Origin of the sequence: Bailinhaonella thermotolerans (assembly GCF_003594875.1) — a bacterium.
Lineage (GTDB): Bacteria > Actinomycetota > Actinomycetes > Streptosporangiales > Streptosporangiaceae > Bailinhaonella > Bailinhaonella thermotolerans.
This window is the reverse complement of the sequence record NZ_QZEY01000001.1, coordinates 897495-920892: the sequence shown is the minus strand read 5'-3', so window position 1 is coordinate 920892 and position 23398 is coordinate 897495. Positions and strand designations below refer to the sequence as shown.

The 23398-nt window shown below is 71.3% G+C and carries 21 protein-coding genes; 18 read left to right on the top strand and 3 right to left on the bottom strand.

Annotated elements, in window-relative coordinates; genetic code table 11:
- The first annotated feature begins 45 nt into the window (after nucleotides 1-45).
- The 12 genes from D5H75_RS04490 (at nucleotide 46) to D5H75_RS04435 (ending at nucleotide 13876) form a co-directional block, all read left to right on the top strand.
- Nucleotides 46-750: an HAD family hydrolase gene (locus tag D5H75_RS04490; protein WP_277949914.1), complete on the top strand. Its 705-nt coding sequence runs from the start codon at nucleotides 46-48 to the stop codon at nucleotides 748-750.
- Nucleotides 751-999: 249 nt separating this feature from the next.
- Nucleotides 1000-1503, top strand: coding sequence for a cellulose synthase (locus D5H75_RS04485; RefSeq protein WP_119924995.1), 504 nt, complete (start codon nucleotides 1000-1002; stop codon nucleotides 1501-1503).
- A gap of 230 nt (nucleotides 1504-1733) precedes the next feature.
- Nucleotides 1734-2741: an ABC transporter permease gene (locus D5H75_RS04480; RefSeq protein ID WP_119924994.1), complete on the top strand. Its 1008-nt coding sequence runs from the start codon at nucleotides 1734-1736 to the stop codon at nucleotides 2739-2741.
- Between the two features lie 105 nt (nucleotides 2742-2846).
- Nucleotides 2847-4613 carry an ABC transporter substrate-binding protein gene (locus D5H75_RS04475; RefSeq protein ID WP_119924993.1) on the top strand — a complete coding sequence of 589 codons (1767 nt, stop codon included), beginning with the start codon at nucleotides 2847-2849 and terminating at the stop codon, nucleotides 4611-4613.
- Between the two features lie 191 nt (nucleotides 4614-4804).
- Nucleotides 4805-5800, top strand: a complete 996-nt coding sequence (locus D5H75_RS04470) for an ABC transporter permease (RefSeq protein ID WP_119924992.1) — start codon at nucleotides 4805-4807, stop codon at nucleotides 5798-5800.
- Nucleotides 5797-6855, top strand: coding sequence for an ABC transporter ATP-binding protein (locus D5H75_RS04465; RefSeq protein ID WP_119924991.1), 1059 nt, complete (start codon nucleotides 5797-5799; stop codon nucleotides 6853-6855). The genes D5H75_RS04470 and D5H75_RS04465 overlap by 4 nt, the downstream gene beginning before the upstream one ends.
- Nucleotides 6852-7931: an ABC transporter ATP-binding protein gene (locus tag D5H75_RS04460; protein WP_119924990.1), complete on the top strand. Its 1080-nt coding sequence runs from the start codon at nucleotides 6852-6854 to the stop codon at nucleotides 7929-7931. Before D5H75_RS04465 ends, D5H75_RS04460 begins: the two co-directional genes overlap by 4 nt.
- A 227-nt stretch (nucleotides 7932-8158) precedes the next feature.
- Nucleotides 8159-9832 carry an ABC transporter substrate-binding protein gene (locus D5H75_RS04455; protein WP_119924989.1) on the top strand — a complete coding sequence of 558 codons (1674 nt, stop codon included), beginning with the start codon at nucleotides 8159-8161 and terminating at the stop codon, nucleotides 9830-9832.
- A gap of 9 nt (nucleotides 9833-9841) precedes the next feature.
- A complete protein-coding gene (locus D5H75_RS04450; RefSeq protein WP_119924988.1) occupies nucleotides 9842-10849 on the top strand; it encodes an ABC transporter permease in 1008 nt (335 codons plus the stop codon).
- Nucleotides 10849-11766 (top strand): ABC transporter permease, encoded by a 918-nt coding sequence (locus D5H75_RS04445; RefSeq protein WP_119924987.1) that lies wholly within the window; start codon nucleotides 10849-10851, stop codon nucleotides 11764-11766. The genes D5H75_RS04450 and D5H75_RS04445 overlap by 1 nt, the downstream gene beginning before the upstream one ends.
- Nucleotides 11767-11768: 2 nt before the next feature.
- Nucleotides 11769-12770, top strand: a complete 1002-nt coding sequence (locus D5H75_RS04440) for an ABC transporter ATP-binding protein (RefSeq protein WP_119924986.1) — start codon at nucleotides 11769-11771, stop codon at nucleotides 12768-12770.
- Nucleotides 12767-13876 (top strand): ABC transporter ATP-binding protein, encoded by a 1110-nt coding sequence (locus D5H75_RS04435; protein WP_119924985.1) that lies wholly within the window; start codon nucleotides 12767-12769, stop codon nucleotides 13874-13876. Before D5H75_RS04440 ends, D5H75_RS04435 begins: the two co-directional genes overlap by 4 nt.
- A gap of 147 nt (nucleotides 13877-14023) precedes the next feature.
- Here the strand turns inward: D5H75_RS04435 and D5H75_RS04430 are convergent, their stop codons facing one another.
- The gene (locus D5H75_RS04430) at nucleotides 14024-14233 is read right to left on the bottom strand and encodes a hypothetical protein (protein ID WP_119924984.1); all 210 of its coding nucleotides are present in this window, start codon (nucleotides 14231-14233) and stop codon (nucleotides 14024-14026) included.
- A gap of 262 nt (nucleotides 14234-14495) precedes the next feature.
- Nucleotides 14496-15635 carry a site-2 protease family protein gene (locus D5H75_RS04425; protein WP_242453968.1) on the bottom strand — a complete coding sequence of 380 codons (1140 nt, stop codon included), beginning with the start codon at nucleotides 15633-15635 and terminating at the stop codon, nucleotides 14496-14498.
- A gap of 101 nt (nucleotides 15636-15736) precedes the next feature.
- On the opposite strand from D5H75_RS04425, the gene D5H75_RS04420 reads away from it, so the two are divergent.
- From D5H75_RS04420 to arc, 6 genes are all read left to right on the top strand, one after another.
- Nucleotides 15737-16618, top strand: a complete 882-nt coding sequence (locus D5H75_RS04420) for a RecB family exonuclease (RefSeq protein ID WP_119924982.1) — start codon at nucleotides 15737-15739, stop codon at nucleotides 16616-16618.
- 233 nt (nucleotides 16619-16851) lie between these two features.
- Nucleotides 16852-18069 carry a sensor histidine kinase gene (locus tag D5H75_RS04415; protein WP_242453967.1) on the top strand — a complete coding sequence of 406 codons (1218 nt, stop codon included), beginning with the start codon at nucleotides 16852-16854 and terminating at the stop codon, nucleotides 18067-18069.
- On the top strand, nucleotides 18066-18749 hold the full coding sequence (locus tag D5H75_RS04410) for a response regulator (RefSeq protein ID WP_119924981.1): 684 nt from the start codon (nucleotides 18066-18068) through the stop codon (nucleotides 18747-18749). Before D5H75_RS04415 ends, D5H75_RS04410 begins: the two co-directional genes overlap by 4 nt.
- 207 nt (nucleotides 18750-18956) lie before the next feature.
- On the top strand, nucleotides 18957-19406 hold the full coding sequence (locus D5H75_RS04405; RefSeq protein WP_119924980.1) for a VOC family protein: 450 nt from the start codon (nucleotides 18957-18959) through the stop codon (nucleotides 19404-19406).
- A 60-nt stretch (nucleotides 19407-19466) separates the two neighbouring features.
- Complete coding sequence (locus D5H75_RS04400; protein ID WP_119924979.1) at nucleotides 19467-20366, top strand: tRNA (adenine-N1)-methyltransferase; 900 nt, start codon at nucleotides 19467-19469, stop codon at nucleotides 20364-20366.
- A 159-nt stretch (nucleotides 20367-20525) separates the two neighbouring features.
- The gene (gene arc / locus D5H75_RS04395) at nucleotides 20526-22289 is read left to right on the top strand and encodes a proteasome ATPase (RefSeq protein WP_119924978.1); all 1764 of its coding nucleotides are present in this window, start codon (nucleotides 20526-20528) and stop codon (nucleotides 22287-22289) included.
- Nucleotides 22290-22514: 225 nt separating this feature from the next.
- Here arc and D5H75_RS42680 read toward each other — a convergent pair whose 3' ends face one another.
- Nucleotides 22515-23333 carry a TetR/AcrR family transcriptional regulator gene (locus D5H75_RS42680; protein ID WP_242453966.1) on the bottom strand — a complete coding sequence of 273 codons (819 nt, stop codon included), beginning with the start codon at nucleotides 23331-23333 and terminating at the stop codon, nucleotides 22515-22517.
- Nucleotides 23334-23398: the final 65 nt, after the last annotated feature.

The window sequence follows — 23398 nt, the reverse complement described above, 5'->3', positions numbered from 1 at the left end:
GGGCGGTACGGCGGCGCGCCGCCACACGGGGAGAACGGCGGAACAGTGGCGGACACGGCGACGACGGGACCGGAGACCGGGGGAGACGCGCTCGAGGCCGTGTTCTTCGACATGGACGGCCTGCTCGTGGACACCGAGCGGGTCTGGTTCGAGGTCGAGACCCAGGTGATGGCGCGGCTCGGCGGCGAGTGGAGCCTGGAGCACCAGGAGAAGCTCGTCGGCGGCTCGATGGACCGTTCCGTCGCCTACATGCTCCAGGTCTCCGGGGCCGACGTCGCCCCCGAGACGGTGGCGGCCTGGATGGACGAGGGCATGACGGCGCGCCTGCGGGTGGGCGGCGCGGCGGTGATGCCGGGCGCGCCCGAGCTGCTGGTCGCCCTCCGCGCGGCCGGCGTGCCCGTCGGCCTGGTCACCTCCTCCCTGGGCTCCATCGCCGACGCGGTCCTGCGCAGCGTCGGCCGGCACCACTTCGACACGATCGTCACCGCGGACGACGTGACGCTCACCAAGCCCGACCCCGAGCCCTACCTGCTGGCCGCCAAGCGCCTGGGGGTGGACCCGGCCCGCTGCGTCGTCCTGGAGGACTCCCCGAACGGCGTGGCCGCGGCCACCGCCGCCGGATGCCTGGTCGTCGCGGTCCCCAGCCTCCTGCCCATCGACCCGGCCCCCGGCCGCCTGGTGGTGTCCTCCCTCACCGAGGTCACGGTGGACCGGCTCCGGGCCCTGGCCGCCTCCCGGCCCGCCGCCTGAGGCCGTACCGCCCGAGGCCATTCCCCGCCCGGGGCCATCCCCTGCCTGAGGCCGTGCCCGCCTGTGGCGTGCCCCCGCCTGAGGGCCGCACCTCGGCCCGCGAGCGCCGGGGGTGGCGGCGGCGCGTGGAACCCTGAGGTGGGGCGGGTAGTTGGACAGGGTGACCCCTAGGGGCGCGGCCATCCCCGCGGATGAGGGGCCGGGCCGGACCCGCGTGTCAGGATGGGGTGACGACTGAGGGAGGCGGCCATGCCGGGATACAACGAGATCGCCTGGTTGCCGTTGACGCTGGGGTTGACGGTGGCGGGGCTGCTGCTGAGCTGGATCGCGTGGCGGCGCCGGGGGGCCGCGGCCGGGATGCGGGGCGCGGCGTGGTCGCTGCTGCCGCTGGCCGCCTACCTGACCGGGATCATCGCCACCCTGTGGACCGTGGGCACGGCGCTGGTGGGCTTCGTGACGCGGTTCGTGTTCTCGCCGATGGCCTGGGCGGGCGTCATCGTGACGGGCCTGGCCGCGGTGCTGTTCGTCGTGTCCGGCGTGATGCGGCGGCGCGGCGCCGGGCGCAAGGGGGCGCGCACGCGCGAGCCCGCCGAGGCGGAGGCCGCCGGGCGGCCCGCGGCGCCGGGATCCCCGGCCCAGGCCCCGGCCCAGGAGCCGAAGCAGGTGCGGGGCAAGAAGGCCGAGCCGCGCGGGCCCGTGGACGACGACATGGCCGAGATCGAGGAGATTCTGCGCCGCCGCGGCATCGGCTGAGCGGCATCGGCTGAGCGGCCCGCCCCGGCGCCGGGGCGGAAAAAATCTTGAAGACTATCGGCCGTCGAGTAACAAGATCGGCACGGTGCGGTTTCGCGGCCGTCACAATCGTGCCCCGGGTACCCCCTTGGGTCTGGCCGAGGTGCGGAAGGCGATTCATTCTCCGCTTGAGGGTTGCCGCATGAGCGGCATCCGTACGGATTCATCCGTATCTCAGGGGGCCGTCGCCTATGACCGCGCCGCTCGACGTTTCCGGGACCGAGTCCTCCGCCCGGCCTGAGGCCGTACTGCAGGGAGCCGGCCGCCAGGCCATCGAGGGCCGGTCGCTGGGCCAGATCGCCTGGGCGCGGCTGCGGCGCGACAAGGTGGCCATCACCGGCGGGGTCGTGATCGTCCTGCTGATCGTGGTGGCCGTCCTGGCACCCGTGATCACGAACGTGGTGGGCGGGCCGCCGGACAAGTTCAACGAGGAGCTGATCGACCCCACGTTCAGCTCGCCCAAGGGGTCGGGGATCTTCGCCGGGGTGAGCTGGGAGCACCCCCTGGGGGTGGAGCCGGTCAACGGGCGCGACGTGTTCAGCCGCATCCTGTACGGCGCGCGCATCTCCCTGCTGATCGGCTTCCTGGCCACGCTGGTCTCGGTGGTGCTCGGCGTGTTCTTCGGCGTGGTCGCCGGCTACTTCGGCGGCTGGGTGGACACGCTGATCAGCCGGATCATGGACGTCTTCCTGGCGTTCCCGCTGCTGCTGTTCGCGATCGCGCTGGTCGGCGTGGTGCCGGACGAGGCGTTCGGGCTCAGCGGGAACGGGCTGCGCCTGGCCGTGCTGGTGTTCATCATCGGCTTCTTCAGCTGGCCGTACATCGGGCGGATCATCCGCGGGCAGACGCTCTCGCTGCGGGAGCGGGAGTTCGTGGACGCGGCCAGGAGCCTGGGCGCGCGCAGCCCCTACATCCTCTTCCGCGAGCTGCTGCCGAACCTGGTGGCGCCGATCATCGTCTATTCGACCCTGCTGATCCCGACGAACATCCTGTTCGAGGCGGCCCTGTCCTTCCTCGGGGTCGGCATCGAGCGGCCCACCGCCACCTGGGGGAAGATGCTGGAGCAGGCGGTGCCCTTCTACAGCGTCGCCCCCCTGTTCGTGGTGGTCCCGGGCCTGGCCATCTTCATCACCGTCCTCGCCTTCAACCTGCTCGGGGACGGCCTGCGCGACGCGCTGGACCCGCGGGGGACCCGGTGACCCGGGGCCCGGGCCGCGCCGCACGACCCCATCGCGCCGACCGGCGGACCACTCGCGCCGCCGTACCCGACCCACCCATCACGAAGCAAGGGGTGTAGCGAGACCATGATCAGAAAGAACGCACTGGCGGCGGTGGCGCTCGGCGCCACGCTGGCCGTGGGCCTTTCGGCCTGCGGCGGCGGAGGCCCGGCCAAGGGCAAGGGCCCGGGCGGCGGGCAGGGGCAGGGGGCGGGCTTCAACGCCGCGGACAAGGACTGGGTGAACAGGTCCGACAAGAAGGGCGGGACGCTCAAGCTCGTGAGCTCCCAGGACTGGGACTCCCCGGACCCGCAGAACACCTACTACGCCTGGTCGGTCAACTTCGCGCGCGTCTACGGCCGCCAGCTCACGACGTTCAAGTCGGCGCCCGGCACGGCGGGCCTGGAGGTCGTCCCCGACCTGGCCGAGAGCCTGGGCGAGGTGAGCCCCGACGGCAAGACCATCACCTACCGGCTCAAGCCGGGCCTGAAGTTCGACGACGGCTCGCCGATCACGAGCAAGGACGTCAAGTACGGCATCGCCCGCATGTTCGACCGCCAGGTGCTGCCGAACGGCCCGGACTACTTCGTGCTGTTCATCGACAACGGCGGCAAGAAGTTCGAGGGCCCGTACAAGGACAAGGAGCTGAAGAACCTCACGGGCATCCAGACGCCCGACGACCGCACCATCGTCTTCAAGCTCACCCAGGCGTTCCCCGACTTCGACTACCTGGCCACGTTCCCGCAGACCACGCCGGTCCCGCAGGCCAAGGACACGGGCGCCAAGTACCTGGAGAAGATCGTCGCCAGCGGGCCGTACAAGATCGACTCGTACCAGCCGGGCAAGGGCATGCAGCTCAGCCGCAACCCGCACTGGGACCCCGCCTCCGACCCCAACCGCAAACAGCTCGTCGACAAGATCGAGGTGCAGGTCGGGCTCAACCAGGACGACATCGACAACCGGCTGCTGTCCGGCGCCGCGCACATCGACGTCCGCGCGGTCGGCGTGGGCCCCGCCGCCCAGGCCAAGATCCTGGCGAACCCGCAGCTCAAGGCGAACGCCGACAGCACGTTCACCGGCCGGCTGTGGTACTTCACGCTGAACGAGAAGATCGCGCCGTTCGACAACATCGAGTGCCGCAAGGCCGTGCAGTACGCCACGGACAAGGTGGCGCTGCAGACGGCGTTCGGCGGCCCGATCGCTGGCGGCGACGTGGCCACGACGATGCTCCCGCCGAGCGTCGCGGGCTACCAGAAGTTCGACCTGTACCCGACGCCGGGCCACAAGGGCGACCTGGCCAAGGCCAAGCAGCACCTGACCGCGTGCGGGCAGCCGAACGGCTTCACCACCAAGATCAGCGCGCGGGCCGACCGGCCGACCGAGATGCGCGCCGCCGAGGCGCTGCAGCAGTCGCTCCAGAAGATCGGGATCCAGACCTCGATCAAGTCCTTCCCGAGCGACCGCTACTTCACCAACTTCGCCGGCTCCCCGGCCTACGTGAAGAAGGAGAAGATCGGCATCTCCTTCCACGGGTGGCACGCCGACTGGCCGACCGGGTTCGGCTTCCTGCAGCAGCTCGTGGACGGCCGCACCATCAAGGCGCAGGGCAACACGAACGTGCAGGAGACCGACGACCCGAAGATCAACGCCCTGTTCGACCAGGTGACCAAGACCAAGGACACCACCGCGCGCGAGAAGATCTACGGGCAGATCGACCGGCTCCAGATGGAGCGCGCCTCCACGGTGCCGTACCAGTACTCCAAGGGCCTGTTCTACCGCAACCCGCAGGTCGCCAACGTCTACTTCAACTACGCCTACGGCGAGTACGACTACGCCAACCTCAGCCTCCGCTGACCGGCGGGCGCACGCCGTACGGCGGGCGGGGGCCCGCGCGCGCCCGCCCGCCGTACGGCCGCAGCCCGCCTCGGAGTCCGTCCCCGGGCCGCCAGAGCCCGTCATCGGACCGTCATCGAGGCCCGTCACGAGCACAGAGGGGCAGGTGAAGGCAGCGGGCGCCCGGCACCCCCGGGCGCCCCGCCGCAGACGTGGTCGCATACATCGTCCGCCGGGTGATCGGCGCCGTGCTGCTGCTGGCCATCACGACGATGGTCACCTTCGGCATCTTCTTCCTGGTCCCGCGGCTGGCCGGGCAGACGACCGACCAGATCGCCGCGCAGTACGTCGGGCGCGACCCCAGCCCGGAGGAGATCACGCTCACCAAGCGGCGGCTGGGGCTGGACGACCCGCTGGTCGTGCAGTACGGCCGGTTCGTCAAGGGGCTCGTGGCCGGCACCGACTACTCCTACGGGCCGAACACCGAGTTCTGCCCGCCGCCGTGCTTCGGCTACTCGTTCAAGTACCAGCGGGCGGTCTGGCCCGACCTGGTGGACCGGTTCCCGGTGACGTTGTCGCTCGCCGTCGGGGCCGCGGCGATCTGGCTGGTCGCCGGGGTGGCGATCGGCGTGCTGTCCGCGCTGCGCAAGGGGACGGTGTTCGACCGGGCGGCCATGATCACCGCGCTCGCCGGGGTCTCGTTACCGATCTTCTTCACCGGGCTGCTCACGCTGGCGTTCATCCGGCCCGAGGGCGTGGTGTTCGTGCCGTTCACCGAGAACCCGCCGGCCTGGGCGGGGAACCTGCTGCTGCCCTGGGTCACGCTGGCGTTCCTGTTCGCCGCCGGATACGCCCGGCTCACCCGGGCCACCATGCTGGAGACGGTCGGCGAGGACTACATCCGCACGGCCCGCGCCAAGGGGCTGCCCGAGCGCACGGTCATCGGCAAGCACGCGCTGCGCGCCACGATGACCCCCACGCTCACCATGTTCGGCCTGGACCTGGGGCTGCTGCTGGGCGGGGCGGTGCTGACCGAGAGCACCTACTCGCTGCCGGGCCTGGGCAAGTACGCCGTGGACGCGATCCGGCAGAACGACCTGCCGCAGATCCTCGGCGTCACCACGCTCGCCGCGTTCTTCATCGTCGTCGCGAACCTGGTCGTGGACCTGCTGTACGCGGTCGTGGACCCGAGGGTGAGGCTGGGATGACCGTCGAGATCACCCGCCCGGACGCCCCGGACGCCTTCGTGGCCGTCCGCGACCTGCGCGTCCACTTCCCGACCGAGGACGGGCTCGTGCGGTCGGTGGACGGGCTGTCCTTCCGGCTGGACCGCGGGCGCACGCTCGGCATCGTGGGGGAGTCCGGCTCGGGCAAGAGCGTGACCAGCCTGGCCGTGCTCGGCCTGCACAACCGGCGCACCGCCCGGATCTCGGGCGAGATCTGGCTGGACGGCGAGGAACTGGTCGCCGCGCCGCCGGAGCGGGTGCGGGCGCTGCGCGGCAAGAAGATGGCGATGATCTTCCAGGACCCGCTGTCCTCGATGCACCCCTACTACACGGTGGGGGCGCAGATCGTGGAGGCGTACCGCATCCACAACGACGTGAGCCGGAAGGTCGCGCGCAAGCACGCGATCGAGATGCTGGGCCGGGTCGGCATCCCGCAGCCCGCGCGCCGCGTGGACGACTACCCGCACCAGTTCTCCGGCGGGATGCGGCAGCGGGCCATGATCGCGATGGCGCTGTCGTGCGACCCGGAGCTGCTGATCGCCGACGAGCCCACCACGGCCCTGGACGTGACCGTGCAGGCGCAGATCCTGGACCTGATCCGGGACCTGCAGCGCGACTTCGACACCGCGGTGATCGTGATCACGCACGACCTGGGCGTGGTCGCCGAGCTGGCCGACGACGTCCTGGTCATGTACGCCGGGCGGGCGGTCGAGTACGGCGGCGCCGACGACCTCTTCGAGCGCCCCGAGCATCCGTACGCCTGGGGGCTGCTCGGGTCGATGCCGCGGCTGGACCGCGAGCCGGCCGAGCGGCTGCTGCCGATCAGGGGGACGCCGCCCAGCCTGATCAACGTGCCGCCGGGCTGCGCCTTCCACCCGCGCTGCGCGTACTGCGAGCTGACCGGGGGGCTGAGCACCACCGAGGTGCCGCCGCTGACCGAGACCGCCGGCGGGCATCTCGTCGCCTGCCACCTGGCCCCGGAGAAGCGGCGGGAGATCTGGGAGAACGACGTGCGGCCGACCCTGGAGAGCCGATGAGCGACCCGCTGCTGTCCGTGACCGGCCTGCGCAAGCACTTCCCGATCACCAAGGGCCTGCTGAGGCGGCAGGTCGGGGCCGTCAAGGCGGTCGACGGCGTGGACTTCGACGTCGCGCGCGGCGAGACCCTGGGCCTGGTGGGGGAGTCCGGCTGCGGCAAGACCACGACCGGCCGGCTGCTGATCCGGCTGCTGGACCCGACCGGCGGCACGATCGTGTTCGACGGCCGGGACATCACCCGCCTGCCGCAGCGGCGGATGCGGCCGCTGCGCCGCGACATCCAGATGATCTTCCAGGATCCGTACTCGTCGCTGAACCCGCGGCACACCGTGGGCGCGATCGTGGGCGCGCCGTTCCGCATCCAGGGCATCGAGACCGAGCACGGGGTCAAGCGGGCCGTGCAGGAGATCCTGGAACTGGTCGGGCTCAGCCCCGAGCACTACAACCGGTACCCGCACGAGTTCTCCGGCGGCCAGCGGCAGCGCATCGGCATCGCCCGCACGCTGGCGCTGCGGCCCAAGCTGATCATCGCGGACGAGCCGGTGTCCGCGCTGGACGTCTCCATCCAGGCCCAGGTCGTCAACCTGCTGGAGGACCTGCAGAACGAGCTGGACCTGACCTACGTGGTGATCGCGCACGACCTGTCGGTGGTCCGGCACATCAGCGAGCGGGTCGCGGTGATGTACCTGGGGAAGATCGTGGAGCTGGCGGACCGCAGGAGCCTGTACGAGACGCCGATGCATCCGTACACGGTCGCGCTCATGTCGGCGGTGCCGGTGCCCGACCCGGCGCGGCGGCGGCAGCGGGACCGGATCCGGCTCGCGGGGGACGTGCCGAGCCCCCTCAATCCGCCCGCGGCGTGCCGGTTCCACACCCGGTGCTGGAAGGCGCGGGAGGTGTGCCGCCAGGAGGAGCCGCCGCTGGCCGAACTGGCCCCCGGTCACCGCGTCGCGTGCCACTTCCCCGAGAACGCCCCCGCGGCGGCGCCGTCCCGGGGAGACTCGGATCGGCAGGTCTCCGACCAGCGGTCCGAGGCGCCCGCGGGGGGTGGCGGCGGTCCCGCCGCGACGTCCTGAAGGCGCTCCGCGGGCCGTCTCGAATGCTGGACGCTTAATCGCCGCCGGATATCGCCCGGGTGACGGAACCATTGCAACTTCACGTTTTGGCCATCAGTTTTACGTGTTTTAGCCAGTCGTACGCTAATCGTTACCACCTCGGGACCGGTGGCTGTCCAGCATTTGATACCAAGTGGGGGACGTAGGCCGGGAAGTCACCCGGCCTTTACGAGTTCATGAGGTGGGAGATGCATCGACGCAGGGGGCCCGTGCGCGCGCTGACCGCGCTCGCACTGGGCGGCGCCCTCGCGCTCGCGGCGGCGTGTGGCGGCGGCGGGCAGAGCGGTGGGGGCAACAAGGCCGGCGGCGGCTCGGGGACCAAGGACGTCTTCGTCTGGGCGCTCTCCGACCAGCCCAAGGTCCTCGACAGCTCCTACGCGAGCGACGGCGAGACGTTCCGTGTGACCCGTCAGATCTACGAGGGGCTGGTGGGCACCGAGGCCGGCGGCACCAAGATCGTGCCGGCGCTCGCGACCCAGTGGGACACCAAGGACAGCAAGACCTGGGAGTTCACGCTCAAGAAGGGCGTGAAGTTCCACGACGGCACCGACTTCAACGCCAAGTCCGTCTGCGACAACTTCGAGCGCTGGTACAACTTCACCGGCGCCCAGCAGAACCCCGCGGTCTCCACCTACTGGCAGACCACCATGGGCGGCTTCAAGAAGAACGAGAGCGAGGACCTCGGCCCGAGCCTCTACAAGTCGTGTGAGGCCAAGGCCGACGACAAGGTCGTCATCACCCTCACCAACCCCTCGGCGAGCTTCATCTCCGTCCTGGCCCTGCCCTCCTTCGCCATGGTCAGCATGGACGCGGTGAAGAAGTACGGCGACACGGTCGAGATGAAGGGCGACGCCCCGAACTACACCGGCAAGTTCTCCACCGAGAACCCGGTCGGCACCGGCGCCTACAAGTTCGTCTCCTGGCAGCGCGGCGACAAGCTCACGCTGGAGCGCTTCGACGGCTACCACGGCGAGAAGGCCAAGATCAAGACGATCGTCTTCCGCGCGATCGGCGACGGCCCGGCCCGCCGCCAGGCCCTGGAGAGCGGCGAGATCGACGGCTTCGACCAGGTCGAGCCCGCCGACGTCGAGACGATGAAGGCCGCCGGCTTCCAGGTCCAGGAGCGCGCGGCGCTCAACGTGGGCTACGTCGGCTTCAACCAGAAGAAGAAGCCGCTGGACAACCCCAAGATCCGGCAGGCCATCGCCCACGCCCTCAACCGTGACGGCCTGGTCAAGGCCAAGTACCCGCCGGGCTCCGAGGTCGCGCACCAGTGGATGCCGCCGGCGATCGAGGGCTACAACGACGCCGTCACCAAGTACGACTACAACCCCGAGAAGGCCAAGCAGCTCATCAAGGAGTCGGGCGTCACCGACCTCTCCCTGGAGTTCTGGTACCCGACGAAGGTCTCCCGGCCCTACATGCCGGACCCCGCGGCCAACTTCCAGGCCTTCAAGTCCGACCTCGAGGCCGTCGGCTTCAAGGTCACCACGAAGACCTACCCGTGGAACCCGGACTACCTGGAGAAGGTCGATCAGGGCCAGGCGGGCATCTTCCTCCTGGGCTGGAACGCCGACTTCGCGGACGCCGACAACTTCATCGGCACCTTCTTCCAGCAGTTCAACCCGCGCTACGGTTTCCGTAACAAGGAGATCTTCGACATCCTCGCCAAGGCGGAGGCCGAGCCCGACCCCGCCAAGCGCGTCGAGCTCTACAAGGAAGCCAACAAGATGATCAGCGACTTCGTGCCGGGCGTGCCCTACGTCCACAACAAGTCGTACGTCGGCCTGGCCAAGGACGTCCAGGGCTTCAAGACCGACCCGCTGAGCAACGAGCAGTTCTCGATCGTCTCCCGGGGCTGACCGTAACTCATGCTGAGGTTCATCGTCCGGCGGCTCCTGCTGCTCATCCCCGTGCTGTGGGGGCTGTCGGTAGCCCTGTTCCTCTGGGTCCGCGCTCTCCCAGGATCGCCCGCGCAGGCGCTCCTGGGAGAGCGCGCCACCCCGGAGAAGATCCGTCAGATCGAGATCGCGCTCGGTCTGGACCAGCCCCTCTACGTGCAGTACTGGCGCTTCCTCGAGAAGGCGCTGCGGTTCGACTTCGGCACCTCGATCCAGAGCAGCCGGCCCGTCGTGGAGGAGATGGGACGCCGCTTCCCGGCCACGATCGAGCTGGGCGTCACCGCCCTGCTGATCGCGGTCCTGATCGGCATCCCCGTCGGCTACTTCGCGGCGCGGCGGCACGGCACCTGGCTCGACCAGCTCTCGGTCAGCGCGTCCCTCGTCGGGATCACCATCCCGGTGTTCTTCCTCGCCTACATGCTGCGGTACGTCTTCGCCAACCAGCTCGGCTGGCTGCCGAACACCGGCCGCCAGGAGGCCCGCATGCTCGACGTCGAGCATCCGACGGGCTTCTACGTCCTGGACGCGATAGTCACCGGCAACGGCCCGGCGCTGAGTGACGCCCTGCTGCACCTCGTGCTCCCGGCGGTCACCCTGGCCACGATCCCGCTGGCGATCATCGCCCGGATCACCCGCGCCGCGGTGCTCGACGTGCTCAACGAGGACTACGTCCGTACGGCCGAGGCCAAGGGCCTGACCGCCCGGACGATCACCCGCAGGCACGTGCTCCGCAACGCGATGCTGCCGGTGTCCACCACGATCGGCCTGCAGTTCGGCCTGCTGATGTCGGGCGCGATCCTCACCGAGACCGCGTTCGCCTTCGAGGGCGTGGGCAAGTTCGTGGCGCAGGCCATCCCGTCCCGCGACTACGCCACGCTCCAGGGCTTCATCCTGGTGATCGCCGCGCTGTTCGTCCTGATCAACCTGCTGGTCGACATCTCGTACGGCCTGATCGACCCGAGAGTGAGGGTCCGCTGATGAGCCTTCAGGTCGCCGAAAGCGCGATCCAGCAGGCCGAGCACGCGGACGAGGCCGGCGGCGGGCTGTGGCGGGAGGCGTTCCGGCGCCTCGTACGCAAGCCCGCCGCGATCATCGGCGCGATCTTCGTGGCGATCTTCGTGATCGTCGCCGTGTTCGCGCCGCTGATCGCCCCCTACAGCCCGACGGCGACGGACCTGTCGCAGATCAAGGGGCCGGGGCACATCCCGGGCCCGTCCTCGACCCACTGGCTGGGCCTGGACGACCTGGGCCGCGACGTGTTCTCCCGGATGATCTACGGCGCGCGCCAGTCGCTGGTCGTCGGCGTGGTCTCGATGGCGTTCGGCATGGTCGGCGGCATCATCCTGGGCCTGCTCGCGGGCGGCCTGGGCGGCTGGGTGGACGCCACCATCATGCGGTTCGTGGACATGATGCTGGCCATCCCCGGCCTGCTGTTCGCCATCGGCATCGCCGCCATGCTGGGCCAGAGCCTGGTCTCGGTCATGATCGCGATCGGCGTGGTGAACATCCCGGTGTTCGCCCGGCTCCTGCGCGGCCAGATGCTCGCCCAGCGGGAGGCCGACTACGCCCTGGCCGCCAAGTCGCTCGGCGTGAAACGCAGCCGGATCATCCTCGGGCACGTGTTCCCCAACTCGCTCTCGCCGGTGATCGTCCAGGGCACCCTGACCCTGGCCACGGCGATCATCGAGGCGGCGGGCCTGGCCTTCCTGGGCCTGTCCGGCGCCGACCCGGCGATCCCCGAGTGGGGCCGCATGCTGGCCGACACGCAGAAGTTCCTCACCAGCGCGCCGCAGCTCGTGTTCTACCCGGGCATCGCGATCGTGCTGTCCGCCCTCGGCTTCACCCTGCTCGGCGAGTCCCTGCGTGAGGCCCTCGATCCGAAGAACCGGAGGTGAGCATGTCCCTGCTGGACGTGCGCGATCTGTCGATCGTGTTCAGCCGCCGGGGCCGCCGCGACGTGCGGGCCGTGGACGAGGTCACCTTCTCCGTGGCCGCCGGCGAGACCGTCGGCCTGGTGGGGGAGTCGGGGTGCGGCAAGTCCGTCACCTCGCTGGCCATCATGGGGCTGCTGCCCAAGCGCGGCGCGGCCGTGGGCGGCAGCATCAAGTTCGACGGCACCGAGCTGACCTCGCTGCCCGCCGACAAGATGCGCGGCCTGCGCGGGCGCGACATCGCGATGGTCTTCCAGGACCCGATGACCTCGCTCAACCCGGTCATCCCGATCGGGCTCCAGGTCACCGAGGTGCTGCGCCGCCACCGGGACATGGACGCGGCCGCCGCCTCCAAGGAGGCCGCCTCGCTCCTGGAGCGGGTGGGCATCCCCGACCCGGCGCGGCGGCTGAAGGAGTACCCCCACCAGCTCTCCGGCGGCATGCGGCAGCGCGCCCTCATCGCGATGGCGCTGGCCTGCAAGCCCCGCCTGCTGATCGCCGACGAGCCCACCACCGCGCTCGACGTGACGATCCAGGCCCAGATCCTGGAGCTGCTGAAGGAACTCGTCGTCGACTCGGGCACCGCCCTCGTCATGATCACCCATGACCTGGGCGTCGTCGCGGGCATGTGCGACTCGGTGCACGTGATGTACTCCGGCCGCATCGTCGAGCGCGCCTCGCGCTGGGAGCTGTTCGAGGCGCCGCGTCATCCGTACACCGCGGGGCTGCTCGCCTCCGTGCCCCGGCTCGACCAGGCGCGCGGCGAGAAGCTGGAGCCCATCCCGGGCTCGCCGCGCGACACGATCCCGTGGACCCAGGGCTGCGCCTTCGCGCCGCGCTGCCGCAACCGGATCGAGTCGTGCACGCAGGGCGCCCCCGAGCTGGTCGCCGACAAGCTCCGTCCCGACCACGACCTGCGCTGCTTCAACCCCATCGACGTCGCCGAACAGGAGGCGGTGACCCTGTGAGCACCGAGAAGCAGCAGCCGGCCGGGAACGGGCGGGACGCCGAGAACCTGCTGTCCGTGCGCGGCCTCCAGGTGCACTTCCCCATCAAGAAGGGCATCCTGGTCGACCGCGTCGTCGGGCACGTCAAGGCGGTGGACGGGGTGGACCTCGACGTCGCCAAGGGCACCACGTACGGCCTGGTCGGCGAGTCCGGCTGCGGCAAGAGCACGCTGGGCCGCGCCATCCTGCGCCTGATCGAGCCCACGGCGGGCACGATCAGCTTCGACGGGGTGGACGTGCGGGCGCAGCGCGGCGAGGACATGCGCCGGCTGCGGCGGCGCATGCAGATGGTCTTCCAGGACCCGCTCGCCAGCCTCGACCCGCGCCAGAGCGTGGAGTCGGTGCTGACCGAGCCGCTGCGCACCCACGGGTACGGCAACGGCAAGGCCGACCACGCCAAGCGGGTCCGGGAACTGCTCGACGTGGTGGGCCTGCCCGCCAACGCCGCGGGCCGCTACCCGCACGAGTTCTCCGGCGGCCAGCGCCAGCGCGTCGGCATCGCCAGGGCGCTCGCGCTCAGCCCCGACCTGATCATCGCGGACGAGCCGGTCTCGGCCCTGGACGTGTCGATCCAGGCGCAGATCGTCAACCTGCTGGAGGAGCTGCAGGAGCAGCTCGGGCTGACCTACATCGTGGTCGCGCACGACCTGGCGGTGGTCCGCCACGTCAGCGACACGATCGGCGTCATGTACCTGGGCGCGCTGGTGGAGGAGTCCCCCTCCGACGACCTGTACGCCGAGCCGCTGCACCCGTACACGATCGCGCTGATGTCGGCGATCCCCATCCCCGACCCGAAGGTCGAGGAGCGGCGGGAGCGCATCCTGCTCACCGGCGACCTCCCGTCGCCGGCGAACACCCCGCCGGGCTGCCGTTTCCACACGCGCTGCCCGTTCCGCCAGCCCAAGCGCTGCGCGGACGAGCTCCCGGCGCTGCGGGAGATCCGGCCGGGCCGCAAGGTCGCCTGCCACTACGCGGAGGACATCGCCGCGGGCCACATCCGCCCGGCGGAGAGCGTCCACGACCCGGCGGCGACCGAGGTGGGCACCCCGACGGTGGTCGCCTCCTAGCCCGCCGCCGAGCGGAAGACAGCGCGAAGGCCGCGCCCGGAGGACGGGCGCGGCCTTCGCCGTACGGTGCGACGCGCGGCCTTCGCGTGCGGCGGGCTCGCGCCGGCTCGGCGGCGGCGCGGGGCGCGGGACGCGGGACGCGGGAGCTCAGCAGCCGCGGGTGTAGAAGACGCAGGAGACGGTGGTGCCGCCGCCGTCGGGGTTGACGCAGTAGCGGTAGCGGTAGTACAAGCCGGAGCCGGCGTTGGGGACGCACTTGCAGCCCGCGCCCCAGGTGCAGCTCGCGGCCTGCGCCCGTGCCTTCGGGACGACCAGGGAGACCAGGGTGTCGGCGAGGTTCTCGACGAGTCGACGCATGGGCTGAACTTCCTCTCTCATGGAAGGAACGTCCGCCCGCCTGTGATCGCGGCGGTAAGGCGCAGGGTATTTTCGCCGGATTTCCGGGTCAAGATCGCCATGTTCGCGCCGCCTGTCCGGATGCGGACACCGCGGCGGCCTCCCCCGCGCCGCCGTACGGCCTGAGCCGGCCGGGTGGGGCGCGGAATGCGGGGCGGGCCCGCCGTACGGCCTGAGCCGGCCGGGGCGCGCGGAGGAGCGGGGCCGGGTCGCGGGAGCGGGGTCAGGAGCGGGCGAAGACGTGTTCCAGGTCGGAGGTGCTGAGGACGCCGTAGACGCCGCCGCCCGGCTCGACGAGGAGGTATTCGCCCGCGGGGTTGCGGCGGACCGCCTCGATGAGGGCCTCGCCCGACAGGTCGGCGGGCAGGGTGAGACCGGGTTCGAGGGTGCGGGCGACCGAGCCCGCGGTGACCCAGGGGCGGCGGTGCTCGGGGGTCGCGGTGACGGCGGCCTCGTTGACCAGCGCCAGGGGCGTGCCCGCGGGGTCCACGACGACGAGGGCGCCGGCGCGGGCCTCGTGGGCGCGGCGCATGGCCTCGGCGAGCGGGAGGTCGGCGGTGACCGGGATGGCGCGGCGGGCCAGCGCGCGGGCCTGGACGTGGGGGAGTCGGGCCTGCACGCGGGCCGACTGCAGCGCCTGGGTGGCGCCGAACCAGATGAACGCCGACAGGATCGCGGCCCAGATCACCATCACGAAGTCGAACGCGCCGGTGAGCAGGCCGAGCAGGAACGGCGTGAGCGCCAGCAGCAGGGCCAGGCCGCGGCCGACCCAGGCGGCGGCGACGGTGCCCGAGCCCGGGTTGCGGGTGATCTTCCACACGCCCGCGCGCAGCAGCCGGCCGCCGTCGAGGGGGAGGCCCGGCAGCAGGTTGAACACGCCGACGACGAGGTTGGCGAACCAGAGCTGGAGCACGAGGACGCCCACGACCGAGTCGTCGGCCAGGAACCGGTCGAACACGAACCCGGCGCCGGCGAGCCCCAGGGACAGCAGCGGCCCGGCGAAGGCGACCCAGAACTCCCGGCCCGGCGTCTGCGGCTCCTTCTCGATCTCCGAGACGCCGCCGAGGAGGTAGAGCGTGATGCGGCGCACCGGCAGCCCGAACATCCGGGCGACCACGCAGTGCGCCAGCTCGTGCAGCAGCACCGAGACGTACAGCAGCACGGCGAACACGAACGCGATCAGGTATCCGCCGAGGTTGGAGGTGTGCAGGCGGGCCTGGACGACCGGCTCGAACCACAGCGTGATGAGGATCGCCACGATGAACCACGTGGGCGACACGTAGATCGGGATCCCGAAGGGGCTGCCCATCTGCAACCCCGGCGACGCCTGGCGTTCGGGTCGCTGCTGCGGCTCAGTGGTCATGCTCGCGCTCACCTTCGATCACGACTCGATGCTACGCGGTGGACCAGGGGAGACGCGCGACGAGGCGGATCCTGTCGGCCCGCTGCCCTACGCTGCCAGGCATGACGATTGAGGAGCAGCGAGAGATCATCGGCGCGCTGTCGCCGTCCCGCGCCGGAGATTTCATGACATGCCCGCTTCTCTATAGGTTCCGTGTGATCGACCAGCTCCCCGAGCGGCCCACCCTGGCCATGGTCCGCGGCACCGTCGTCCACGCCGTCCTGGAGCGCCTGTTCGACCTGCCGGCCGAGGCCCGCACGATCGCCGCCGCCCGCGACATGCTCGAACCCCAGTGGCAGCGGCTGCTCGACGAGGAGCCCGAATACGCCGCCCTCTTCGCCGACGACGCCGAGCGCGACTCGTGGCTGGAGGAGGCCACGACCATGCTGGAGCGTTACTTCACGCTGGAGGACCCCCGCAGGCTGGAGCCCGCCGAGCGCGAGCTCTACGTCGAGGCGCTGCTCGACGACGGCCTCATGCTCCGCGGCTACATCGACCGCCTCGACGTCGCCCCCACCGGTGAGGTCCGCGTCGTCGACTACAAGACCGGCACCGCGCCCCGCGCCGAGTTCGAGGCCAAGGCGCTGTTCCAGATGAAGTTCTACGCCCTGGTGCTCTGGCGGCTCCACGGGAAGGTGCCGCGCCTGCTCCAGCTCATGTACCTCGGCAACGGCGAGATCCTGCGCTACGCCCCGGACGAGGACGACCTGCGCGCCACCGAGCGCAAGGTCCGCGCCCTGTGGCAGGCCATCCAGCGCGCGGCCGAGACGGGGGAGTGGCGAGCCCGCCCCAGCCGCCTGTGCGCCTGGTGCGAGCACCAGGCGTTCTGCCCCGAGTACGGCGGCACGCCCCCGCCGCTGCCGGATCGCCTGCCCTGGCCCGCCCTGCGCGCCCGCGCCGCCGCCGAGGTCCCCTCGCCCCGGAGCGACCAGGCCGATCTCTGACCCGTCACGCCCCGCGTGCCGCCGTACGCCCCGGGGGGCGGCGCCGTACGCCTGGGAGCGGTTCGGCTGGGAGCGGTCCGGCAGGCGCCGCCGTACGCCCGGGGGAGGGTCACGGTCAGCTTCCGTCCAGGTGGCGATGGGTGCGCGATCAGCCGGAATCATCCTCTGGTAGGAGACCGGATTCCGCACTGAGGACCGTGGGGGCACCGGGGGCGGCGGCCTAGATTGAGACCGTGAGCAACCTGCCCCGCGGTCCGCGCACGTGGATGCGCCAGCACCTGGCCCTCGTGGACTCGGTGCTGGCGTTCGCGCTGACCGTGGCCGGGCTGCTGGTGTTCGCCGTGCCCGAGATCCCCGGGAGCGCGAGCGACCCGCTGACCGTGCTCCTGGTGGCGGCCTGCTGCGCCTCCGTCGCCTTCCGCCGGCGCTGGCCGTTCACCCTCACCTGCGTCACCTCGCTGATCGTGGCGGGGCTGGAGGTGGGCGGGCGCGAGTCGTCGCTGAGCGTCGTCGCCGTGGTGATCCTGTTCTACACCCTGACCGCCTACCGCGGCCTCGCGCTGAGCCTGGCCGGGATGGCCGTCGCCGCCGGAGCCTGCCTCGCCGGGGCCGCCCTGACCGAGGACTCCGTCGACCCCGGCGCGATCCTCGTGGCCCTCCTCGTGCTGTTCATCACCTGGCTGATCGGCCGGGGCGTGCGCCTGCGCCGGGCCTACTTCGCCGAGCTGGAGGACCGCGCCGAACGCCTCGAACGCGCCCGCGACGCCGACACCCGCGCCGCCCGCGTCGAGGAGCGCTCCCGCATCGCCCGCGAGCTGCACGACGTCGTCGCCCACCACGTCAGCGTGATGACCGTCCAGGCCGCCGCCGCGCGCAAGGTCCTGGCCGCCAATCCCGAGGCCGCCTCCGCCGCCCTCTCCGCGATCGAGGACATGGGCCGCACCGCGATGGCCGAGATGCGCAACATCGTCGGCGTGCTCCGCACCGAGGACGAGTCCCGGCCCGGGACGGCCGAGCGCGGCCCCCAGCCGGGCATGCACGAGGTCTCCCAGCTCGTCCAGCAGACGCGCGAGGCCGGCATGCGCACCCAGCTCTCCATCGAGGGGGAGCGCCGCGACCTGCCGCCCGGCATCGACCTGGCCGCCTTCCGCCTCACCCAGGAGGCGCTCACCAACAGCCTGCGCCACGCGGGGCCCGACGCGCGCGCCTGGGTGACCGTCCGCTACGGCGACCACGAGCTGGAGATCCACGTCGAGGATGACGGCCGGGGCGCGGCCGCCGGGCTGCGCGGCGACGGCCGTCCCGGCCACGGACTGGTCGGCATCCGCGAGCGCGTGGCGCTCTATGGTGGTTCCCTGAGGATCGGGCCGCGCCAGGGCGGCGGCTTCGAGGTCCGCGCCCGCTTCCCGCTCAGCCCCCGCACGACCCGCCAAGGATCGAGGACAGCATGACAATCCGCGTGCTCCTGGTCGACGACCAGCCGCTGCTGCGCACAGGCTTCAAGCTGATCCTTGAGGCCGAGGGGGACATGGCCGTCGTCGGCGAGGCCGGGGACGGCGCCCAGGCGGTCGAGCAGACCCGCGCCCTGCTGCCCGACGTCGTGCTCATGGACATCCGCATGCCCGGCGTGGACGGCATCGAGGCCACCCGCCGCCTCGTCCGCGAGGCCGCGGCCAGCGCCCACGTGCCCCGCGTCCTCGTGCTGACCACCTTCGACCTGGACGAGTACATCGTCGAGGCGCTGCGCGCCGGGGCCAGCGGCTTCCTCCTCAAGGACGTGCCCCCGGACGAGCTGGTCCAAGCCATCCGCGTGGTCGCCGCCGGGGACGCCATCGTCGCGCCGAGCGTCACCCGCCGCCTCCTGGACAAGTTCGCCACCCGCCTGCCCTCCGCGCACGAGCAGGCCACCCCCGCGCGCCTGGACCGCCTCACCGAGCGCGAGCTGGAGGTCCTGCGCCTCATCGCCCGCGGCCTGTCCAACGCCGAGATCGCCGCCGAGCTCGTCGTCAGCGAGACCACCGTCAAGACCCACGTCGGCAACGTCCTGACCAAGCTGGGCCTCCGCGACCGCGTCCAGGCCGTGGTCCTCGCCTACGAGTGCGGGCTCATCACCCCCGGCGCCCTCCCGTAGCGGTTCGCCGCCGCGCCCCCTCGCCGAGCGTCCCCCTCGCCGCCGCGTCCTCTTCGCCGCGTCCCCTCGCCGCGGCGTCTTCTTCGCCGCCGGCCCGGCCCGCCGTCCCGCCCCCGTGCGTGCCGTACGGCGGGCGCCGTACCGGGCCTCTGGTCCCGCCGCCGGGAACGGGGCTATAACGGGGGCAGGCGCGACGGGAGGTCCGGGATGGCCGTGGAGTGGAGGCTCGTGATCGACTGCGCCGACCCCGACCGGCTGGCGGCCTTCTGGGCCGGGGCGCTGGGCTACGTCCTGGAGGACAACTCGGCGCTGATCGAGCGGCTGCTCGGGGCCGGGCTGGTGACCGAGGCGGACGTGACGGCGATCGGCGGGCGGCGCGCGTGGAAGGCGCTGGCCGCCGCGCGGCACCCGGACGACCCCGTGGACCCCGAGACGGGCACTGGACTCGGCCGGCGGCTGCTGTTCCAGGCCGTCCCCGAGGCCAAGACCGGCAAGAACCGGCTCCACCTGGACCTGCACGTCGGCCCGGACCGGCGCGACGCCGAGGTCGAGCGCCTCCGCGCCCTCGGCGCGACCGTCCTGTGGGCCGTCGAGGACCGCGGCTCCCGCCACGTGACGATGGCCGACCCCGAGGGCAACGAGTTCGACGTCATGTGACCCGGGGCGGGCCCCGCGAGGTGACAAGATCGGGGGTCTGGTGGCTATAGCCTTTGCGGCATGGGTTTGCGCAGGCACGGGCCTTTTCAGGCCGGGGATCAGGTACAGCTCACCGACCCCAAGAACAAGCGGCACACGATCACGCTGGAGCCGGGGAAGCAGTTCCACACGCACAAGGGGTCCGTCGCGCACGATGACCTGATCGGGCAGCCGGAGGGCTCCGTGGTGCGGGCGAGCGGGGGGACCGCCTATCTGGCGTTCCGGCCGCTGCTGTCGGACTTCGTGCTCTCGATGCCGCGCGGGGCGGCCGTGATCTACCCCAAGGACGCCGCGCAGATCGTGGCCATGGCCGACGTCTTCCCCGGGGCCCGGGTCGTCGAGGCCGGCGTGGGGTCGGGGGCGCTGACGTGCTTCCTGCTGCGCGCGGTCGGATCCGAGGGCCACGTGACGTCGTACGAACGGCGCGCGGACTTCGCCGAGATCGCCGAGCGGAACGTGCGGAAGTTCAACGGCGGGCCGATGGAGAACTGGCGGCTCCAGGTCGGCGACTTCGTCGAGGCCCTCGACGAGACCGACGTGGACCGGATCATCTTGGACATGCTCGCGCCGTGGGAGTGCGTGGACGCCGCCTCCAAGGCGCTCACTCCCGGCGGCGTGATCTGCGTGTACGTCGCGACGACTACGCAGCTCTCCCGGACCGTGGAGACGCTGCGCGAGCACGGCGCCTTCACCGAGCCGCACTCCTCCGAGACGCTGGTGCGCGACTGGCACGTCGAGGGCCTGGCCGTACGCCCGGACCACCGCATGGTGGGGCACACCGGATTCCTGGTCACGGCGCGGCGGATGGCCGAGGGCGTGACGCCCCCACCACGCCGCCGCCGTCCCGCCAAGGGGGCTTTTGGTGACGATTCAGCCACAACCGTTGGTACGCCCGTGATCGGGGAACAAACAATCTTGTAAGACTGTCGGCTCGGTAACGGCTCGGATAAACGCTCCAAACCGGATAAGTCTCCGGCCACTCGGTGTAACGACACGAACACTGCGCGGCCAGGTTACGGATCGGGCCTAGATAGGTAGGGTCTGAAGTAGTCGTTGAAGCTGGGAAGGAGGTGACGGGGCGTGGCAGCTCGCGACGACGCGGAGGCTCGCGCCGCGCAGCGCGAACGAGAGGTCGCCGACCTCACAACGCAGGTCTCCTTCTTGCAGGAGGAGATCGGCGCGCTTCGCCGCAAACTCGCGGAGTCTCCCCGACAGACGCGTGTCCTTGAGGAGCGACTCCACGAGGCCCAGGCCAATCTCTCCGCCGTCACGAGCCAGAACGAGCGTCTCGTGGCCACTCTCAAAGAAGCGCGGGACCAGATCGTCGCTCTGAAGGAAGAGGTCGATCGGCTGGCTCAGCCGCCGTCGGGGTTCGGGGTGTTCCTCGAGGCCCGCGACGACGGCACAGTCGAGGTGTTCACCGGGGGCCGCAAGCTGAGGGTCAATGTCAGCCCCGCGGTGGACGTGGACGAGTTGCGGCGTGGCCAGGAGGTCATGCTGAACGAGGCCCTCAACGTCGTCGAGGCTCTCGACTACGAGACCGTCGGCGACATCGTGATGCTCAAGGAACTGTTGGAGGACAGTGAGCGGGCGCTGGTGATCTCCCATGCCGACGAGGAACGCGTGGTGCGGCTCGCCGAGCCGCTCAAGGACGTTCCTCTGCGGCCGGGGGACTCCCTGTTGCTCGAACCCCGTTCCGGATACGTCTACGAGCGCATTCCCAAGTCCGAGGTGGAGGAGCTGGTCCTCGAAGAGGTGCCGGACATCTCCTACCACGAGATCGGCGGATTGAGCCGGCAGATCGAGCAGATCAGGGACGCGATCGAGCTGCCCTACCTGCACGCCGAGCTGTTCCGCGAGCACCGGCTGCGGCCGCCCAAGGGCGTGCTGCTGTACGGCCCGCCCGGTTGCGGCAAGACGCTCATCGCCAAGGCCGTCGCCAACTCCCTGGCCAAGCAGGTCGCGGAGAAGACCGGCCAGGAGGGCAAGAGCTTCTTCCTCAATATCAAGGGCCCCGAGCTGCTCAACAAGTACGTCGGCGAGACCGAGCGGCACATCCGGCTGGTGTTCCAGCGGGCGCGTGAGAAGGCGTCCGAGGGCACCCCGGTGATCGTGTTCTTCGACGAGATGGACTCCATCTTCCGCACCCGCGGATCCGGCGTCTCCTCCGACGTGGAGAACACCATCGTTCCCCAGCTCCTCTCGGAGATCGACGGCGTCGAGGGCCTGGAGAACGTCATCGTCATCGGCGCCTCCAACCGCGAGGACATGATCGACCCGGCGATCCTGCGGCCCGGCCGCCTGGACGTCAAGATCAAGATCGAGCGGCCGGACGCCGAGGCGGCCAAGGACATCTTCTCGAAGTACATCACCACCGACATCCCGCTGCACCCCGACGACCTCGCGGCCAACGGCGGATCGCCGGAGGCGTGCGTCGAGGCGATGATCCAGCGGGTCGTCGAGCGGATGTACACCGAGAGCGAGGAGAACCGCTTCCTCGAGGTGACCTACGCCAACGGCGACAAGGAGGTCCTGTACTTCAAGGACTTCAACTCCGGCGCGATGATCCAGAACATCGTCGACCGCGGCAAGAAGATGGCGATCAAGGAGTTCCTGGAGACCGGCCAGAAGGGCCTCCGGGTGAACCACCTCCTGAACGCCTGCGTCGACGAGTTCAGCGAGAACGAGGACCTTCCCAACACCACCAACCCCGACGACTGGGCCCGCATCTCCGGCAAGAAGGGCGAGCGGATCGTCTACATCCGCACCCTGGTGTCCGGCAAGCAGGGCACGGAGGCCGGCCGCTCCATCGACACGGTCGCCAACACCGGTCAGTACCTGTAACACCTCGCGGAACCCCCGGCCGTCCGGCGGCCGGGGGTTCCCGCGTGTCCGGCCCCCTCCAGAGCCGCCCGCAGCGCTCCGGGGCGCCGGAGCCATCCGGGAGCGTCCGGGGGCGTCCGGAGCATCCGGGCGTGGCCGTACGCCGCGAGAGGCCGTACGGCGCGAGAGGCCGGGCGGGCGCACGAGGACCCGTTCGCCGCGCCGACCGCCCTGGCGGCGGGCGGGTCAGGGGAGGTCGCGGAGGAGGCGGCCCACCCGTTCGACGTCCGGCAGGAGGGCGGCGTGGCCGTCCCGGGGCGGGGAGGGGTCGGCCGCGGCGGCGGCCGGGTCCACGAGGCGGCGCAGGCCGGCGCGGAGCAGGGCGCCGTCGATGCCGGCGACGCCGCTGAGCGCGAGGACCGACACGCCCTGGTCGAGCGCGGCCATGAGCTGCGCGACGTCGCCCGCGGGGAGCTTCTCGCCCGCCGGGCGGCCGGCGGCGGCGACGCGGCCGTAGGCGTCGAGCAGGACCTGGACCCGGGCGCGGAGCAGGTGGGCGAGCCTCTCGTCGCGGGCCGCGGTCGTGATGAACTCCAGCGTGGCCAGCGCGAACCCGCGCACCATCTCCGCCGCGTCCTCACCGCCCTCCCCGCCCTCCGGGGCCGCGCCGCCGCTCCCCCTCGCGACGCCGTTCCCCGTCGTGCCGCCGTTCCCCGTCGTGCCGCTGTTCCCCGTCGTGCCGCCGTCGCCCGGCGCGGGGACGCCGTTCCGTGCGGGCGCGCCGTCGCCCGGGGTGGCGAAGGGGTCCCAGCCCTCGCCGCGCAGCGCCGCCAGGTTGTAGTCCATGACCTCCAGGAACAGCTCGGCCTTGCCGCCGAAGTTGGAGTAGACCGCCCCCTTGGAGAACCCGGCCTCGCCCGCGATCTCCTCCAGGCTCGCGCCGTGGTAGCCGTCGCGGCTGAAGACCGCCAGCGCCGCCGCGATGAGCGCGTCGCGGGTCTCCTGCTTGCGCTCGGCGCGAGTGCGCCGGACGCGCCGCGCGGGCGCGGAGTGGCCTGCATCCATGCCTCGCATCCTAGTTGACGTACCAGCGGCATCCGGATACCAATGGTATCGCAATACCGTCGGTA